The following is an 18,637-nucleotide window of genomic DNA, read 5'->3' as shown; positions in this document are numbered from 1 at the left end:
TACATGAGACAATTAAAAATCACAAAGCAGGTAACCAACAGGGAAACTGCATCATTAGACAAGTACCTTCAGGAGATTGGAAAAGTGGATTTGATCACAGCGGATGAGGAGGTAGAGTTAGCACAACGAATAAAAGCCGGAGACCAGAGAGCACTTGAGAAATTAACAAAAGCGAACCTTCGTTTCGTGGTATCGGTTGCAAAACAGTACCAAAACCAGGGATTGACACTTCCCGATCTTATCAATGAAGGGAATTTAGGACTTATAAAAGCTGCACAGCGTTTTGACGAAACCCGTGGTTTCAAATTCATCTCGTATGCAGTATGGTGGATTCGCCAGTCGATACTTCAGGCACTTGCAGAACAGTCGCGTATTGTCCGCCTGCCTTTGAACAAGATTGGTTCCATCAACAAGATCAATAAGATGTATGCCCTGCTTGAGCAGAGCAATGAGCGTGCGCCATCGGCAGAAGAGATCGCGAAAGAGCTTGATATGACCGTGAACGACGTTAAGGAGAGTATGAAAAACTCAGGCCGCCACCTATCCATGGATGCGCCGCTTGTAGAAGGTGAAGACTCTAACCTTTATGACGTACTCCGTTCCGGCGAGTCGCCAAACCCTGACAGGGAGCTTATCCACGAATCACTTCGCACCGAGATTGAGCGTGCACTGGAAACATTAACGCCTCGTGAGGCCGATGTTGTAAGGCTGTATTTCGGTCTGGGCGACCAGCACCCGATGACACTTGAAGAAATAGGAGAGACTTTTGACCTTACACGTGAGCGTGTACGCCAGATTAAAGAAAAGGCTATCAGGAGGTTAAAGCATACTTCCCGCAGCAAGATCCTGAAAACCTATCTTGGATAATAACGGAACGCAAAAAAAGCCGTCCAAAATTTCATATTTTAAATAAAATTTGTATTTTGGCGGTTCAAATATGCGCTACACCGATAAAAATATATAACGTACCTACAGTTCAATAACTGTTCGTTTTTTGATTGATGATTGAACTCCGGCTGATTACCGGAGTTTTTTATTTCATCAAGGTCTCACTTCCCTTTTACTATTTTGTTACTAACTCAAATTAATTAAACGGGAAAATCTTACAATTCATAACGCAAGCACTGTGCCAAAAATTGTATCGCAGTTAATTTTTTTTGTAAGAATAGTATTCTCACCAATTTTACCGCACTCAGGGCAACCTTAAACTTGAAACCTGAAACAAAAAAATTATCTTTGCGCCACTAAACACAACAACAACATAATGAAGAACACACTCATTGCACCATCGGTGCTTTCGGCAGATTTTGGCAACCTGCAACGCGACATCGAAATGATCAATAACAGCGAAGCAGACTGGTTTCACGTGGATATCATGGACGGCGTTTTCGTACCTAATATCTCTTTCGGGATGCCAGTACTGGAAGCCATTTCGCGCCATGCTAAAAAAACAGTCGATGTTCACCTGATGATCGTAAACCCCGACCAGTATATCAAAACCTTCGCACAGCTTGGCGCCAACAACCTTACCGTACATTATGAAGCCTGTACGCACCTGCACCGCACCCTACAGGCCATAAGGGCAGAAGGCATGAAAGCAGGCGTAGCATTGAACCCCCATACGAACGTAGCATTACTGGAAGACATCATCAACGATATCGACCTGGTGTGTATGATGAGCGTAAACCCCGGTTTCGGCGGGCAGTCGTTCATTGAAAGGACATACAGCAAAGTGAAGCAGCTAAAAGAAATTATTACACGAAATGGCGCTTCCACCCTGATTGAAATTGACGGCGGCGTGAGTGATAAGAATGCCGTGCAGTTGGTTCAGGCAGGCGCTGATGTACTCGTGGCCGGGAACTATGTATTCCGCGCTGAAAATCCTGTGGAGACCATTTCAGGCCTTAAGAAACTGACTTCTTTATAAGAAAACATTTATAACATGAAACCCCGGGAGTGATTCCGGGGTTTTTGTTTATTTCTTCCATTTCGAACGAAGCTTGCGGAGAGAGAAATCTCAGATATAACAGTAAGTAATCTGAGATTTCTCCCTTTGGTCGAAATGGAATACCTAAGCGATCCTACCTGTGAAGCTTAAAACTTAATATTTCCTGCCAGCTCCTTCAAGGTAACTTCAGATATCTTAGCCTGGTACTGTGCTGAATTATTACGCGTAAGCGCATTTACATAATTCAGTTGCGCCGTACGCACTTCAAGCTGGGTGATGGTACCGATGCGGTATTTCTCCATGGTGATGTCGAGGTTTTGTTCAGCAATCTCAACATTTTTTGCTTCAAGCGCTACCAGTTCAAGGTTGGTAAGGTAAGTTTGGTAGGCCGAAATAAGCTGCGAGTTAATGGACTGCGTTTGCTGCTCGATCTGGATCTTGCTGCTGTCGATCTGCAATTTTGCGATATTCTCGCGGCGTTTCTGCAAGAACCCGTTGAAGATATTGATATTGGCAGAGATGCCGTAGCTCAATCCCCTGCCGCTGGACTCCTTTGCAAACCCAAGAGTGGACTCGCTTGAGGTAATGACATAGCCCGTTGTCACTGCGACTTGCGGATAACGGTCTCCTTTCACCTGTTTCAAATTTAGTTCGGCGACACGCTTATTAATCAGCGCTATCTGTATCTGCGGGTTCTGGCTTCCGGCCAATGACATCAGGTCGACCAGCTTCAGCTTATCATCTATCGCGACTGTATCCACCACACGGAATTGTGTCGTAAGGTCGCGCGCCATCAGCTCGTTCAGGTAGGTTTTTGTGTTTTCGTACAGTTCCTTCTGCCTGAGGTAATTGGTCTTATCAGTATTAAGATCCACCTGAGCATTTAGCACCTCCAGCTTAGCGGCCTTTCCGATGGTAAAGCGGTTATCGGCCAGGGTTACCCGTTGCTTGGAGATCACTACCGCAGTATCCAGCGCTTTCAGGGTTTGCTGTTGCTGCACAAGGTCATAATAGGTCGTCAGTACATCGCTAACTTTGGTTAGCACCGTAAATTTCAGTTCGGTTTCGCCAAGCTTTTCAAGTTCCTGCAATTGGTCGTAGCGCGCGAACATCCTAAAGCCGTCGAAAATAGTCCAGCCAAGGTTTACGCCATAGTTCATGCTGTTGTTACGGGCATTGTTCTGTTCCTGCACGGTACCATCAGTACGCACCTGGCGGGAATTCTGCAGGCTGTTGTTCTGCCCAAAGCTTCCGTACAAGTTGGGCAGCAGGCCCGCATTGGCAAGGCTTACATTCTGCTCGTCTATCTTCAGGTCGTTGGCGGCAAGCTTTATATCATAATTATTTTCAAGGGCTAAAGCTACGGCTTGTTCGGCGGTAATTACAGGGTATAAGGGCTGTATGGGAGCGGCTTCCTGTGCCGCACACATTAGGGTGCTTAAGCAAAATACTATATAGATAAAAAACCTCATCTTACTCTTCTATGTTATCAAATTCGGGACGGTGCTTTCTTGGGCGCGACCACATAAAATAAATTGCAGGGATGATAAACAGCGTCAGTACCAACGAAAAAATAGTACCGCCCACAATTACCACACCCATACCGATACGGCTGGTAGAGGCCGCACCAAGCGACAGCGCAATAGGCAGCGCGCCCAGTGCAATGGCAAGGCTGGTCATCAATATCGGGCGAAGGCGGGATTCGGCTGCTTCCATGATGGCTTCATATTTATCTTTGCCCTCTTCGCGTAGCTGGTTGGCAAATTCTACGATCAATATACCGTTCTTCGTCACCAACCCGATAAGCATGATGGTTCCTATCTGGCTGAAGATATTCCACGTCTGCCCAAACAGCCACAGTGACAGCAACGCCCCTGCAACGGCCATCGGTACGGTAAGGATGATGATGAACGGGTCGATAAAGCTCTCAAACTGGCCTGCCAATATCAGGTAAATAAGCAATAGTGCCAACCCGAAAGCAAACAGTGTATTACTCGAACTTTCCACAAAGTCACGCGATTCACCGCCAAGATCGGTTGTGAAGGTATCGTCAAGCACTTTTTCTTTAGCGCGTTCCATGGCATCGATACCGTCGCTGATACTCATGCCCGGCGTAAGTCCCGCCGAAACGGTTGCCGACATATAGCGGTTGTTATGGTACAGTTGGGGCGGGCTGCTCTGTTCTGCTACCGAAACAATATTATCGAGCTGTATCAGTTCGCCTTTATCGTTTTTTACAAACATCGACGTCAGGTCGAGCGGCGCTTCACGGTCCTGTTTATCAAACTGCCCCATTACCTGGTATTGCTTTCCATTCATCATAAAATACCCGAAGCGCTGCCCGCTGAGCGAAAGTTGCAGTGTCTGCGCCACATCTAAAAGCGATACGCCCAGACTTTGTGCTTTCTCGCGGTCAATGCTCACATTGATCTCAGGCTTATTGAATTTAAGGTTCACATCGGTCATGGCAAACGTAGGGTCCTTGCTCACCTCATCCATGAATTCCGGTATCTTTTCACGAAGCTTTTCAAAGTTTGGCGCCTGGATGATGTATTGTATCGGAAAGCCTCCCCTGCGGTTTACTGCGATCGTTGGCTGTTCGGACACTGAGGTACGCGCTTCAGAATAGCGCTTGGTCCATTTGGTAAGGTCGGCTGCAATTTCTTTCTGAGAACGCTCCCTTTCATCGGGCTCAACAAGTGCAACACGTACGCGCCCACTGTTTACCGATGCTGATCCGAAACCCGGTGACGTTATGACAAGGCTTGCTTTTTTTTCCGGAACTGAATCGTTGATGAGCTTTTCGATCTCCTGCATAAAGCGGTCCATGTAATCATAAGATGCTCCTTCCGGTGCTGTTATGTTCATCCCCACGAAACTACGGTCGTCATACGGCGCGGTCTCTTTTTGTATAGTGGAATAAAATAATGCTATCAGGCCGATACATACCACTAATATGGGGAAGCTGACCCATTTCCTTTTCATAAAGCCTTTAAGGGCACCTGCATACGATGCATTCATCTTTACGAAATATTTCTCGGTATAATCGTAGAACTTCGACTTTTTGTGAACGCCGCCTTTTATCAAATACGCGTTTAGCATTGGCGTAAGCGTAAGCGATACAAAAGCGGAAACCAGTACGGCGGCCGCAATAACGACCCCGAATTCCCGGAACAGCCTGCCCACGAAGCCTTCAAGAAAGATCACCGGAAGGAACACCGCAGCCAGCGTTATGGAAATAGAAATTACCGCAAAGAATATCTCGTTAGCGCCTTTCATGGCAGCTTCTATGGGACTCATGCCCTCCTCTACCTTCTTAAAGATATTCTCGGTCACTACGATACCGTCGTCCACTACAAGCCCGGTTGCAAGAACGATGGCAAGCAGTGTAAGTACATTGATGGAAAACCCGGCAATATACATGATAAAGAACGTTGCGATGAGCGATACTGGTATGTCAAGTAGCGGGCGGAGCGCTATGGCCCAGTCCCTGAAGAAAAGGTAGATGATAAGCGTTACCAGTATAATGGAGATACCAAGCGTTTCGGCAACTTCGAGAACGGATTTCTTAATAAATATCGTGTTATCGATAACTACATTGAGCTTCAGGTCGTCCGGGAGCTCTTTCTTCATCTGCTCATACTGCTCATAGAAAGCATCTGAAATGTCGATGTAATTGGTACCCGGCTGCGGAATAATAGCCAGCCCCACTACCTGCTGGCCATTGTCGGTCATTTTTGTTTCGAGGTTTTCAGGGCCAAGTTCCGCCCTTCCTACATCGCTTAACTTTACGATCTTCTCACCTTCCGACTTTACGATGATGTTATTGAACTCTTCCGGTGTAGCCAGGTTACCCAGCGTTTTAACGGTCAGTTCTGTATTGGCGCCGGTCAGTTTACCCGACGGAAGCTCTACATTCTGGCTGCTGAGGGCGGTGCGTACATCAGACACTGTAACGCCATAGGAATTCAGCTTTACCGGGTCGATCCACAGCCTCATGGCATATTTTTTCTGTCCCCATATCTGTACGCTGCTCACACCTGGGATTGTCTGCAGCCTTTCGGCGATGACATTCTCTGCATAATCGCTAAGTTCCAGCGGATCTCTTGTTGCGCTAAGCACCGTCATGGTGATGATCGGCTCCGAATCGGCATCGGCTTTAGATACTACGGGCGGCGCATCGATATCCTGTGGGAGGCTGCGCACGGCCTGCGATACCTTGTCACGAACATCGTTGGCGGCTTCCTCAAGATTTTTTTCAAGTTCGAATTCTATGGTAATGTTACTCGAACCCTGGTTACTCGACGACGTTATATTACGGATACCGTCAATGGCATTAATGGCTTTTTCCAAAGGCTCTGTGATCTGCGACTCGATGATGTCGGAATTGGCACCCGCATAGCTGGTACGCACCGATATCTGCGCAGGATCGATGGACGGGAATTCCCTTACGCCCAGAAAAGTATAGCCAATGATCCCGAACAGGATGATAGCTATATTCATCACAATGGTCAGTACGGGCCGTTTTATGCTTAGTGTGGATAGGCTCATGATTTGGCTTTAGGGGTTACCTTCACTTTTACCGGGGTATCCTTCTTGAGTGCAATTACGCCTGTAGTAAGCACGGTGTCGCCCGCTTTAAGCCCTGAGAGCACCACGATATCCTTATCGGTACGGGTCGCGGTCTTTACCATCACTTCTTTGGCTTTGCCCTTTTCGGTTATAAAGACCTTCTTGCCCCCCTGTACCGGTACTATCGATTCGGTAGGGATTATGAACGCACCTTCTATTTTTTCGAGTGGCAGCGCCACGTTGGCAAATGTGCCCGGTATAAGCTTCCCGTTAGGGTTTTGGGCAAGCGCCCTTACATTCAGTGTGCGGGTGGCTTCCTCCACGGCGGGCTCCAGCGCGTAGATCGTGGCATTGAAAACTTCATTGGTGCCTGCAACCGTAAAGGTTACTTTAGAATTAACTTTTATCTGGGAAGCGTATTTCTCGGGGATTGAGAACGTGATCTTTATCTGGCTGCTGTTTACCAGGCGGGCGATAAGCGTTTCCGGCGTTACATAGGTACCTGGTGAAATACTCCTTAACCCCACTACGCCGGAAAATGGCGCCCTTATGGATGTCTTGGCTATCTGTGCATTTATGAGCTGGGTCTGTGCCTGTGCTGTCTTAAAATCAGCGCTCGCGATGTCATATTCCTCCTGGCTGATAGCTTCCTTTTGCAAAAGCAATTTGGCACGCCTTTCGTTCTCGGCTGCGAGCCTCTGTTTTGTCATTGCAGCACCGGCCTGTGCCCTAAGCTCAATATCATTTATTTTTACGAGCACCTGCCCTTTTGAGACTTTGGTACCTTCTTCAAAATATATTTTTTCCGCAATTCCGGACACCTCTGTACGGAGCTCAATTTGCTCATTGGCTTCAATTGAGCCGGAAAGGGAAATCGTGCTTGAAAAATCTTCCGGAGCGGTAACTATGCCATTTACAACCATTGGCGGTTTTTTACCTCCTTTTCCGCCTCCGCCCGAAGCTTCGGCTTTTTTTGCATTATTTTCTGATATCCTGTAGTAAACGAGGGCTCCAATGCCCAGTATGAGAAGTGTATAGACAATATATTTAACCTTCATAATGGTTTTTAACTATGTGTAATAGCAAAACTAACAGTTTATACTTCGTTACACTTTTACTTTAACACATTATTTAGATATATTTTCTTACATTTAATTACGATTTTTATAATTTTAATAATTGTTGAAGTGTATTCGTAAAGGGCTTAAAATTAAAATACCTCCCGTCGTATGAAGGGAGGTAATGAGTCATACAGGATAATCTATTTAAAATGGCAATGTGAGATTGGCAAAAAACTGGCTGCCGTTTTCTTTAACAGTGCCGTTGAGCTTTACATAATCCGATTTCCATTTGCTGTTAGATACCGCAAAGTCATAGCCCATAGTAAGGGACAAAAATGTACGGCCTTTGTCAATAAGGCGGAATGTAGCAGCAGGGCCTACAAAGTATGATGTATTGCGCAGCCTTATGTAACCCGAAGCGTTATCCGGATTTAGGTTATCAATATCAACTTGCGCATCTTGCGACCAAACCGAAAGATCGTTCCCTACGATGCTGAAATTGGCGCCCGCAGAAACGGAAAACTTTTCCTTTTCAACTGCTACATAATTCACCCTAAACCTAAATGGCGCCTGTATAAGCTGAGATCCATCTTTCTTTTTATTACGAAAAAGCCCTGATGCCCCAAACTCAGCATTCATCCAGAACTTTTTGGAAAATGCGGCGTTCCAGCCAACAACTATTGCGGGCATTACATCGGGGACACGCTTAACCCCTGCCTCGAGGAGTTTATCGCTGATAGTGTACCCTGTATTTCCGGTAATACCTATACCGTAATACCAACTGGCCTTAAACCCTTCTTTTTCGGTTTGTTCCTGTGCAAATGCAGTTGCTGCAATAAAAAAGAATAAAAATCGGATTGTTTTCATGATGATGATTTTGATTAGATGATTGATTAATGATTTAAAATAAAATGTATAGTTACTTCTATGGCACTAAAAACCAGTTTAAACATAATTTTGATGTGTTGGTTTATAGTGCAAAGTTGCAGCAGGGAGAAGGAAAAAAATTGTAAAATTGGGACAGCAATAATTTTTTCCGAAAACTTAATTTTCATCAAACTATTCTTCAAAATTCCAGTACACATCTTGATTGCCAAGGTGTGTGAGCTTTGACAGCAGCGTTTTTGGCGAATGCATTGTTACCGATTTGAAGTGCTTGATGTAATGCGCCTGGTCGTAGTAGTAGTTGTAAAGTGCAACATCGGTAAGTGTGGTATCATCGCCCGCCTGCTGCGAATAGTTGAGCGCATTGCGGAACATTACCATTTTTTTGTATTCTTCCACCGAGCAGCACAGGTGTTTTTTGAACAGCCTCAGCAGCGTTTTGCGGTTGACCCCTATGCTATCCGACAGCTCTTCTACCTTTACAGTACCATTGGAATTGAGTATCTCCTGTACGGCGCGCTTTACGGCAGTTTCATTAAACCCGCAGTAAGCCTTGCTGAAAAATGAGTCGAGCAGTGCGGCTTTAGCAGCGGCATCCTGAAGGGTTGAAATTTGGGTAACGACCTCTTCCAAAGGTTTCCCGAAATAACGGAACGGCCCGAAAGCAGGTTCAAAGGCATCTGATAACGGCTTATCCAGAAAATGATTCAGTCCCAGCGGGTTGAAAACGACACCTATCTTGTAAAACTTCCCTTCAAGGTCTACCGAAAAACTGCTGCCTGTATTGATTGAATAATATGTACCAATGGTTTCTTTTTCTGAAGGCCGTATTACAGAAGTATTTTCCGTAAAAAGAAGATCTGAATTTTTGTAGATGGTAAGCGCGTGCTTGTAATTGGGATAAAAGGTGAATTTATTATCAAAACCCTCATCATCAGACGAATGAAAATAGTAGTAGTCAATATGCTTCGCCACTATTTCATGTTTAGGCCGTACCGTTATAAAATCTCCTTTATTCAATTCTCACCCTTTTCGATAAAAATAACAAATTTTAATTAAAACAGATATTTTTATATCATCTAAATAAAAATTAAAAAATACATAAATAATATTTAGTCTAAACTAAATTTATAATTTTGCGGTACTAACTCAAAGTTTAGATAATGAAAATTTGGACACAACTGCTATTACTAATTAGTTCACTGTCATTTTATGGCCAAACCGGAGCTGTCTCAGGAAAAGTAACCGACGGCCACGACGGTATCCCCGCTGCCTCAATCATTGTGTCGCCCATTGGCTACAGCCTTGCAACAGATGAGGATGGCAATTATTTTATAAAAGACATTCCTTACGGCAATTACGAAATTATTTTCAGCGCTGTCGGCTTCAAAACCATTCGAAAAAAAATAGCAATAGATAAACCTGAAGCAATACTATTAACTATTGTTATGGAAGAAGACAACCTCGCGCTTGAAGAAGTCGTGATAACCGGCACCATGAAAGAGGTAAGCCGCAGCGAAAGCCCCATACCCGTAGAGATCATCACGCCAAAGCTGTTTAAAAAGAACCCGACTGCCAGCCTATTCGAAGCTGTTGGGATGATAAACGGCGTGCAGCCCCAGCTCAACTGCAATGTGTGCAATACGGGCGACATTCATATTAATGGGATGGAAGGGCCTTATACAATGATCCTGATCGATGGCATGCCGATAGTAAGTGCGCTGTCTACCGTATATGGGCTTAGCGGTATACCCAATAGCATTGTGGAGCGTATTGAAGTGGTAAAGGGCCCGGCATCATCACTCTACGGATCGGAAGCAATGGGCGGCATCATCAATGTAATAACCAAGTCGCCTGTGAAAGCACCAATAATAAGTGCGGATACTTTTGTTACGAGTTGGGGCGAGCTCAGCATGGATGGTGCGGTGAAGATCAATACCGGAAAGGCCACCTCACTGCTCGGCCTTAATTATTTCAATTACAACCACAGGGCAGACAAAAATGGAGACAATTTTACCGATGTAACGCAACAGAACCGCATCTCTGTCTTCAACAAATGGAATTTTGAAAGGGAAGAAAACCGGGTATTCAGCCTGGCGGGGCGGTATGTATATGAAGACCGCTGGGGCGGCGAGCTCAACTGGAGCAAAAAGTGGCGGGGCAGCGACAGCATTTACGGTGAGAGCATTTACACTAAGCGTGCCGAGATGATAGGCCTTTATCAATTGCCGGCTACAGAGCGGATATTCACGCAATTCTCCTACAACTGGCACGACCAGAACTCTTATTATGGGTACACTCCCTATATGGCTACGCAACAGGTGGCTTTTGTGCAGACGTACTGGGATAAGCAGTTTGGAGAGGGCCATACTTTTTTGCTGGGCGCAGCATTCCGTTATACGGAATATGACGACAACACGCCTGCCACCGCGTCGGCTGACGGTACCTCAAACCAACCGCAGCGCACTCCCCTGCCCGGTGTTTTTATACAGGACGAATGGCACCTGAACGACAATCACAAATTGTTAGGCGGCTACCGCTTTGACTATGATAAGAACCATGGAGGTGTACATTCCCCAAGGGCTGCGTATAAATTCTCGCCGAACGCTAATAATACTATACGCGCCAGTTTCGGGACGGGTTTCCGGGTGGTGAACCTTTTTACCGAAGACCATGCCGCGCTTACCGGCGCCCGTGATGTGGTAATCGCCGAAGCCCTGAAGCCGGAACGGTCATACAACGGGAATCTAAATTATATATTGAAAATACCAACGGAGAGTTTCTTCCTGGGGTTTGACGTTACCGGCTTCTATTCTTATTTTACCAATAAGATCGTGGGGGACTTTGACACTGATCCGGACAAGATCATTTACGACAACCTGAAAGGACATGCCATTTCCCAGGGCGTATCGCTGAATACCGACCTGACATTTACCTTTCCACTAAAAGTGATGGCGGGAATATCATACATGGACGTATTCCAGATAGAAGATAAAGGCAACGGTGCAGTACGAAGCCAGCAGCTGCACGCACCAAAATGGTCGGGTAACTTGATAAGCACATATACATTCCGTAAAGGCGTGAGCATCGACCTGACCGCGAATTGGTACGGCCCGATGCGGCTGCCCATACTGCCGAACGATTACCGTCCGGAATATTCTCCCTGGTTTTGTATTGCCAATATCCAGATGACTAAGAAATTCGACTACGGCCTGGAGTTTTACGGAGGTATAAAAAACCTGTTCGACTTCGTACCGAAAGACCCTATACTCCGCCCGTTCGACCCGTTCGACAAACATGTGGACGACCCGGTGAACAATCCTAACGGCTACACATTCGACCCAAGCTATAACTATGCTTCGATGCAGGGACGTAGGGTGTTTCTGGGAGTGAGGTACAATTTACTTTGATTTATTATTGATTATTTTTATTTATTATTGAACTTCACCAGGCACCAAAAAAGGGTTTAAAACAATATGAAAATTATAATATCCCTACTTTTATTGCTTACAATGGCCATTGGCTACGGCCAAAAAAGCTACACTGTCACTTTTGAGGACCTGCCGCAAAAACTGGGTACCGAGCCCAGGCCTATACTGGTAAAAGTATATACTACATGGTGTTCTGTCTGCAGGATCCAGGACAAGAAAATAGAAAGCCATAAGGAATTGCAGCAGCTGTTAGCAGATAAATGCTACTTCGTAGAACTGGATGCCGAATCGCGGAAAACCATTCTCTTCAACAATCGGGAGTACCGGTTCTTAGGTAACGGGAGTGGCGGTATGCAGAGCCTTGCCGCCGCTTTGGCCAACCCTAAAGACGGTTATCCTACGTGGGTGCTACTTGACAGCAATTACAAATTTATCGGCAAGCATAATGGGTTAGTAGAAGCAGAACAATTAAAAGCGTTGCTGTCTAATCAATAGTCCGGCATTTAGAATAATCTTTTGTTTTGTTACGCTAAACCCATAGTATGAAAACAAAAATGCCACATCAGCTCGTGCTTAATGCGGCATTTTTATTATTTAAATTCGATATCCTAGTGCTGCCTGTTGCTGTATATCCAGCCTGTCTTGCTCGTTGAATCGGCAAAGTCAATCACATAGAAATATGTACCATCTGGCAGTTCATTGCCATTATCGCTTTGTCCGTACCATTCGTTCTGGTAGTTCGCTTTAGTATATACGTTCATTCCGTAACGGTTGAATATCTGGAGCTGTTTTACATCAAAAGCTTCAAGGTCGAAAAAGTCATTTAGTCCGTCATGGTTTGGCGAAATACCTCTCTGGATCTCTCCAAAACATGTTGTTGAAAGCACGTTGATAGTTTCGCTGTTGCTGCATCCTCCCCTGGTAATAACCAGTTCGTATACGCCAGGAGCCGTAATCACTACAGAAGACCCGCTTCCTATCTGCGTACCGCCCGTATTATACCATGCATACTGTGAATTTGAAGCATCATCCTGAACAGCCGCTAAGGTGTAATTGTTTCCTTCGCAGCCTTCTGAGATTGTGAAGTCAGGAAGCTCATTTACCGTTATTGTCAGCGTAGCGGCTGCGGCACACTGTCCTGCATCCGGTGTAAAGGTATAGGTTGTAGTTGCAGTATTATCCAGTGCAGGCGACCATGTTCCGGTAAAGCCTTCGATAGACGTTGTTGGCAATGCGGTTATAGCACTTCCGGCGCAAACCGGATCAACTGCCGCAAAGGTAGCCACTACAGGCTGGTTTACGGTTATTGTCAATGTCGCATTTGAAGCGCACTGCCCTGCATCCGGTGTAAATGTATACGTTGTCGTTGCTGTATTATTCAGCGCAGGCGACCATATGCCTGTAAATCCTTCGATAGATGTTGTTGGCAATGCTGCTAATGTCTCACCTGAACAAATTGGAGCAACTGAGGCAAAGGTAGATGCCACAGGAGCATTAACCGTAATTGTCATGATGGTGTTGGATGCACACTGCCCTGCTGCTGCGGTAAAAGTATACGTTGTTGTTGCAGTGTTGTTCAAAGCGGGTGACCATGTTCCTGTTATTCCCTCGTTTGATGTGGTTGGCAAAGCAGCTAGTGTTTCACCCGCACAAATTGGCGCAACGGTTGCAAAGGTAGGCATTACAGGGTCGTTAACCGTTATGGTAAGCGTAGCTGTTGCGGCACACTGCCCTGCTGCCGGTGTAAATGTATAGGTCGTTGTTGCCGTATTGTTCAACGCAGGGGCCCATGTTCCGGTAATTCCGTTATCAGAAGTTGTTGGAAGCGCTGCTAAAGTATCGCCTGCACAAATTGGGGCAACAGCAGCAAACGTTGGTACAGTGGTTGGCTGGTTTACCGTTATCGTTAATGTAGCGGTGGCTGCACACTGTCCTGCGTCTGGGGTAAAAGTGTAAGTTGTTGTCGTTGTATTGTCTAACGCCGGAGACCATGTTCCGGTAATTGCATTGGTAGAAGTCGTTGGAAGGGTAGCTAAAGTTTCGCCGGCACATATCGGGGCAACCGCATTAAATGTTGGTGTTACACCCGGTGCTACTGTAACGGTTACCGATTTTTGGTACACACAGGTAATAGCTTCCCTGAAGGTAATATCATCAAGGGCAAAGTCGTTTCCGTAGTCGGCAACATTCTTGTCGATAATAACAAAGGTGGCAGTAGTGTTGGAGCCGGAGTTCCAGTTATACGAAACCTCGTTCCATACACAAGGCGTACCCGGTGCCGTTACAGGAACTCCCTGCGAAACGCCATTAATGAACACTTCGAGTCTTGCAGGGCTGTCGGCAGATACCGAAGCGACATGATACGTAAATGTATAATCGGTATTAGGGGTTACGGCAACCGGGGTTTGGTTGCTCCAGGCGATAACATTCGCATCCGAATTGGTCGCACCGTCAAAAACCATCATGTTGCCACTGCCTGTTGTATTATCTCCACAGGCAGAAAATGCCGTAAACCATGCATTAGGGTTGGTTACAATATTGTAGGAAGTCTGAATACCGAATGGGTTCGGGTCGGCTACCTGAAGGTATTCCGTTATATAAGCAGCATTGCCGAGTGAGAAATCGCTGTTCTGGATAAGATTTACCGGGGCAGAAGCCGTTCCCGACGTAACCGTATAGGTTGTAGTTACTGACGGGCTTACGTTTTGCGTAGCGCTGTTCGGGTTTGTGATAGAGATGTCAGCCGGGCTTGCCGTCCAGGTATACGCACCTGTTCCTCCCGATACTGTCAATGGCGTTGTGTCTCCGGGGCAAGCGGTTACCGGCGCGCTCAGCACCAGGTTGTTTGGCGCTTCCAGTACAATTCCTGTCTGGGTAAAAGTATGCCCGGCAGAATCTGAAACGCTCACGTTATAGGTACCTTCGCCAAGCCCATTGAATATCCCGGAATTATTTGACATAGTTGCCGAACCTGTAAGCGTGTATGCTGTGTAAGGCAAAGTACCTCCTGCCAGGTTTACGGTAATAGAGCCGTCTGTACTCGTAGGACAGGTAGGGTTAAGCGAAGTATATGACCCCACAAACGGAAGCGCCCCCACAGTAATTGAAAAATCATCTACCGCAAAATCGTTCCCTATCGGGCCTGCGTTGTTCGTCTTTAAGCGTACCATTACGTTATTAGCCGTAGCCACGAAAGAATACTGTATGTTTACCCATCCTTCAGACGGAAGAGGCGCCAAAAAATTGGGGTTGGCCGGGTTCATGTTGTTGGCATTTACCATGAAAATGCCAATGCTGGCCCTTGTAGCGTCATCTGTAGTAACAGCATTTGATACCGATTTTATCCAGAAACTGAACGTATAAGTTGTACCTGCCGTAAAGCCGCCTATCGCCCCACCGGTATCCCCTGTGGTCCAAAAGTACCTGTTAGCCTGGTTAGAACCGTCAAAAACAAGCATATTGCCTGTACCTGTAGTATGGTCGCCACCGGCATTATAAGTAGAGTTCATAAGAGCCGGATTTTTAGTCCTGGCATAAAAGCCCGGATTGCTCGTCCCGTTAACCGGATTGATAAGGGTATAATCGTGTACAAAAAAACCAACGCCGCTGCCTCCGCTTTCGAAGTTGCCGTTGGTTAATATCTGCGCGCTCAGGTTAGCGCTCCCTATCATCAGCAAAAAGAATAAAAAATGTGTTCTTCCGAATAAGTATCGTAGTCCTCTTTTCATAATTGGTAAAATTGTAGACTACAAAAATAGTCTTGTTTTTCACATTTATTTAACTTTGATGATATAAAAACTATACATCCCTGTTTTTCAGCTAAACCACCTGCATGTTGATTCCTGAACATAGAACATACAGGCTATTTGTGTATGTCAAGTTCAGGTTTGATGTAGTAATGTAAAGGTGGTGTAAACGTTTTCGCTGAAGAATTTTCTTATAAATACATAGTTTTATTAGTAAAAAATTATAAAAGCATTATTTTTCAGTAACAGGTGTCACAATAAAAATAATCTATAAATATTATACTATCAAAATGATGTACCGTTATTAAGGTATTTTTTAAGTACTACATTACATTTGGAGTTGTCCCGAAACCCACCTTTAGTTGTCTTTTTAGCAAGCCCAATCTCTACATAGAATATTTTATTTTTGAGAAGCAGGGAAACAATTAAAAACAAAACAAAATATGAGAAAGCTGATCTTCGGGATCAATGTCACCCTGGATGGGTGCTGCGACCACACCAAAGGAAATGCCAATGAAGAGGTGCATGCGTATTTTACACAGTTGATGCGGGAAGCTGACGTGCTTGTTTACGGGCGCAAAACCTATGAACTGATGGTTCCTTTCTGGCCGGATATCGCAAAAAACCCTTCGGGATCAATGTCAATGGATGAATTTGCAAAAGCATTCGACGCTGTAGGTAAGATCGTCGTTTTCTCTAAGACACTGGAGAAGGCAGGTGGAGACAAAACTACGATATTCCAAAAAGGGCTGCGGGAGGAAGTGCTTAAGCTGAAGCAGGAAGAAGGCAAAGCTATTGTAACCGGCGGTGTAGACATCCCAACACAACTTATGGAGCTTGGGCTGATTGATGAATACCACATTATGATCCATCCTGTTATTGCGGGAGAAGGAAGGCGGCTTTTCGATGACATCAGCCTGCCTGAACAGTTGCAGTTAAAGCTTGCCGGATCAAAGGTTTTTCAATCGGGGCATATGGCGCTACGGTATGTGAAGGAGTAATATAAGATTACGCCACTATTGTCGCTTCGAGCGCAGTCGAGAAGCAAGAAGAACGAAAATGCCGCATTTCGACTGCGCTCAATGTGACATTTCGTTCTTCTTTAGATATTTCCGGTGTCAATATTTACGAATCTACAACCTTCCCTTCTCATCTGCCTCGCGCCGTTGCTTGTCGCCCAGCTTCTGGTTGCCAAAACGGTAGCGGAACTGGATACGGAAATTCTGTGTATCATTATAGGAATATGCTTTTCTGTCCTGGTTGGCATAACGCACTGTTGTGGTTTGCTTTTCACCCCTGTAAATATCAGAGAAGATAAGTGAGAGTTCTGCTTTTTCGTTCAGGAAGGTCTTCCTGAAACTGGCTGACAGGCTGGACATATCCCCAAATGTAAATGCTCCTGACACGCCCGGCGAAGCATAATAAAATCCTGTTTCGGCACTCCATGTCTTTTTCTTGTCGAGCGTAAACCGATGGTTCATATAGCCAAAGAAGCTTACAATGCTGTTAATTTGCAGGCTGCCATCTGCTCCCTGGAATGTGTCTTCCTTATACATTGTGCTTATCTGTATCCCGGTTTGCCACCACGGCTTCAGCTCCAGGTTGCTGTTATAATCGAGCCCGGCTACAAAATTGTGATCGATATTGGTCACCTTGCTGATGATGGTATTGGTAGTATAATCCTGTATCATCACCTCAAGTGAAGGGTCTTTTTCATAACGGTAGTACAGGTCGAAATTGTGCCTGTTCTTTAGTGTATAGAGCAGGCTGAAATTGTGCGTAATGGCCGGCTGCAGGTGCGGGTCGCCCGTAACATACGCATAAGGCGTGCTGTAAAGGCGGAACGGATTGAGGTAGGAATACGGCGGCCTGCTGATCCGCTTGCCATACGATACCCCTATCTGGTGATCATCTGAAGCTTTGTAAAGCGTATACAGTGTTGGGAACAGCTTGAAATATTCCTGTCGGTTCACCTCGGCAGTGGTTACCGCCCTGCCTTCCAGCGACGTATATTCGCCCCGCAACCCTGCTTTGAGCCCCCATTTGCCTATTTCCCTGTCAAGCCCGGCATAGCCTGCATAAACCGATTCGTTATAAAGGAACTCATTGGTAAGCCCATTGATAGCGACCGGTTGACCATTAACCTGCTGCTCATAGTCAAAATTATTCTTCGCATCCACATTGCCATAGCGCAATCCTGTCTCAAAGTTATACTTGCCTGCAGTGCCGCTATAATCAGCCTGCGCCGAAAAAAGGCTGATGCGGCGGTTATCCTCACTGGCCAGCAACTGGGAGCGGTAGGGCGCGTCACCGAGCAATGAAAAAAGCGTGTTCACGTCCTGCGACTGGTTGAAGTAATGCCTTGTATAATCGGACATAAATACAAGCTTTCCTTTCCTGAACTTATGCTCGAAAGAGCCGTTAAGGGTATTGTTCTTCTGCGGGTAATCGCGGCGGGTTTTGGTGTGGTAAAGGGAATCGAGTACACCATTGCCATCATAAATATAGGTTGGGACATCAATGTTAGCCGTGCTTTTCATACTAAAAAAACTATTGCCTCCCACAGCTACTGTATTGAGGCTGTCTACCTGATACTCCATATTAAGGTTGAAGCTGTTTTGCGAAGTGGCATTATAAAAGGCCTGCTCCCTGATCTTCCAGACCGAGGACACATTCCCGCTCTCATCCTTGTATTTTACCGTTGCATAGTTCCTGCCATAGTAGTGCCCGGACCCGAACATGTATCCGCCATAGGCCGAAAGGCGGTTACCCTTGTAATAATGGTTGCTGGATACCACGCCTTTCGGGTACATGCTTTGCTCATAAGCCCCGGCCACATTGCCTTTGTAGCCTTCGTTGGTGCTTTTCTTCATTTTAATGTTGAGCACGGCGCTGCCCTGCGCCTCATATTTTGATGGCGGTGTGGTGATTACCTCAACCGACTTTATATTCCCCCCGTCGGTGTTTTCCAACAGGTTCTTGAGCTCAGTTCCC

At 45.8% G+C, this 18,637-nt stretch carries 12 protein-coding genes; 5 read left to right on the top strand and 7 right to left on the bottom strand.

What is annotated here, in order from left to right; genetic code table 11:
* Window positions 1-3: 3 nt before the first annotated feature.
* Both HYN59_RS07850 and rpe read left to right on the top strand, forming a co-directional pair.
* The gene (locus tag HYN59_RS07850; RefSeq protein WP_020212501.1) at window positions 4-867 is read left to right on the top strand and encodes a sigma-70 family RNA polymerase sigma factor; all 864 of its coding nucleotides are present in this window, start codon (window positions 4-6) and stop codon (window positions 865-867) included.
* Between the two features lie 397 nt (window positions 868-1,264).
* On the top strand, window positions 1,265-1,927 hold the full coding sequence (gene rpe, locus HYN59_RS07845) for a ribulose-phosphate 3-epimerase (RefSeq protein WP_108777749.1): 663 nt from the start codon (window positions 1,265-1,267) through the stop codon (window positions 1,925-1,927).
* Window positions 1,928-2,094: 167 nt separating this feature from the next.
* Here the strand turns inward: rpe and HYN59_RS07840 are convergent, their stop codons facing one another.
* The 5 genes from HYN59_RS07840 to HYN59_RS07820 form a co-directional block, all read right to left on the bottom strand.
* A complete protein-coding gene (locus tag HYN59_RS07840; RefSeq protein WP_108777748.1) occupies window positions 2,095-3,420 on the bottom strand; it encodes a TolC family protein in 1,326 nt (441 codons plus the stop codon).
* A gap of 1 nt (window position 3,421) precedes the next feature.
* Window positions 3,422-6,499: an efflux RND transporter permease subunit gene (locus HYN59_RS07835; RefSeq protein WP_108777747.1), complete on the bottom strand. Its 3,078-nt coding sequence runs from the start codon at window positions 6,497-6,499 to the stop codon at window positions 3,422-3,424.
* Complete coding sequence (locus tag HYN59_RS07830; RefSeq protein WP_108777746.1) at window positions 6,496-7,578, bottom strand: efflux RND transporter periplasmic adaptor subunit; 1,083 nt, start codon at window positions 7,576-7,578, stop codon at window positions 6,496-6,498. The genes HYN59_RS07835 and HYN59_RS07830 overlap by 4 nt, the downstream gene beginning before the upstream one ends.
* Before the next feature lie 207 nt (window positions 7,579-7,785).
* Window positions 7,786-8,448 carry a hypothetical protein gene (locus HYN59_RS07825; RefSeq protein WP_108777745.1) on the bottom strand — a complete coding sequence of 221 codons (663 nt, stop codon included), beginning with the start codon at window positions 8,446-8,448 and terminating at the stop codon, window positions 7,786-7,788.
* 192 nt (window positions 8,449-8,640) lie between these two features.
* A complete protein-coding gene (locus HYN59_RS07820; RefSeq protein WP_181369531.1) occupies window positions 8,641-9,441 on the bottom strand; it encodes a helix-turn-helix domain-containing protein in 801 nt (266 codons plus the stop codon).
* Between the two features lie 188 nt (window positions 9,442-9,629).
* On the opposite strand from HYN59_RS07820, the gene HYN59_RS07815 reads away from it, so the two are divergent.
* Together HYN59_RS07815 and HYN59_RS07810 are read left to right on the top strand one after the other, a co-directional pair.
* Window positions 9,630-11,876, top strand: coding sequence for a TonB-dependent receptor (locus HYN59_RS07815; RefSeq protein WP_108777743.1), 2,247 nt, complete (start codon window positions 9,630-9,632; stop codon window positions 11,874-11,876).
* 66 nt (window positions 11,877-11,942) lie between these two features.
* Window positions 11,943-12,392 carry a thioredoxin family protein gene (locus tag HYN59_RS07810; protein ID WP_108777742.1) on the top strand — a complete coding sequence of 150 codons (450 nt, stop codon included), beginning with the start codon at window positions 11,943-11,945 and terminating at the stop codon, window positions 12,390-12,392.
* Between the two features lie 113 nt (window positions 12,393-12,505).
* On the opposite strand, the gene HYN59_RS07805 is transcribed toward HYN59_RS07810, so the two are convergent.
* Entirely contained in the window at window positions 12,506-15,625 is a 3,120-nt protein-coding gene (locus HYN59_RS07805) for a T9SS type B sorting domain-containing protein (RefSeq protein ID WP_108777741.1), read from the bottom strand.
* 461 nt (window positions 15,626-16,086) lie between these two features.
* Between HYN59_RS07805 and HYN59_RS07800 the strand changes: the two genes are divergently transcribed.
* On the top strand, window positions 16,087-16,644 hold the full coding sequence (locus HYN59_RS07800; RefSeq protein ID WP_108777740.1) for a dihydrofolate reductase family protein: 558 nt from the start codon (window positions 16,087-16,089) through the stop codon (window positions 16,642-16,644).
* A 132-nt stretch (window positions 16,645-16,776) separates the two neighbouring features.
* Here the strand turns inward: HYN59_RS07800 and HYN59_RS07795 are convergent, their stop codons facing one another.
* Window positions 16,777-18,615 carry an outer membrane beta-barrel family protein gene (locus HYN59_RS07795; RefSeq protein ID WP_108777739.1) on the bottom strand — a complete coding sequence of 613 codons (1,839 nt, stop codon included), beginning with the start codon at window positions 18,613-18,615 and terminating at the stop codon, window positions 16,777-16,779.
* Window positions 18,616-18,637 lie beyond the last annotated feature (22 nt).

Source organism: Flavobacterium album, assembly GCF_003096035.1.
Classification (GTDB): domain Bacteria; phylum Bacteroidota; class Bacteroidia; order Flavobacteriales; family Flavobacteriaceae; genus Flavobacterium; species Flavobacterium album.
The sequence above is the reverse complement of the archived record's forward strand: the minus strand, read 5'-3'. Positions and strand labels throughout refer to the sequence as shown.

Bases quoted from the DNA above. Each gene is read 5' to 3' on its own strand.
- HYN59_RS07850 (WP_020212501.1), top strand. From the start codon at position 4: ATGAGACAATTAAAAATCACAAAGCAGGTAACCAACAGGGAAACTGCA.
- rpe (WP_108777749.1), top strand. From the start codon at position 1,265: ATGAAGAACACACTCATTGCACCATCGGTGCTTTCGGCAGATTTTGGC.
- HYN59_RS07840 (WP_108777748.1), bottom strand. From the start codon at position 3,420: ATGAGGTTTTTTATCTATATAGTATTTTGCTTAAGCACCCTAATGTGT.
- HYN59_RS07835 (WP_108777747.1), bottom strand. From the start codon at position 6,499: ATGAGCCTATCCACACTAAGCATAAAACGGCCCGTACTGACCATTGTG.
- HYN59_RS07830 (WP_108777746.1), bottom strand. From the start codon at position 7,578: ATGAAGGTTAAATATATTGTCTATACACTTCTCATACTGGGCATTGGA.
- HYN59_RS07825 (WP_108777745.1), bottom strand. From the start codon at position 8,448: ATGAAAACAATCCGATTTTTATTCTTTTTTATTGCAGCAACTGCATTT.
- HYN59_RS07815 (WP_108777743.1), top strand. From the start codon at position 9,630: ATGAAAATTTGGACACAACTGCTATTACTAATTAGTTCACTGTCATTT.
- HYN59_RS07810 (WP_108777742.1), top strand. From the start codon at position 11,943: ATGAAAATTATAATATCCCTACTTTTATTGCTTACAATGGCCATTGGC.
- HYN59_RS07805 (WP_108777741.1), bottom strand. From the start codon at position 15,625: ATGAAAAGAGGACTACGATACTTATTCGGAAGAACACATTTTTTATTC.
- HYN59_RS07800 (WP_108777740.1), top strand. From the start codon at position 16,087: ATGAGAAAGCTGATCTTCGGGATCAATGTCACCCTGGATGGGTGCTGC.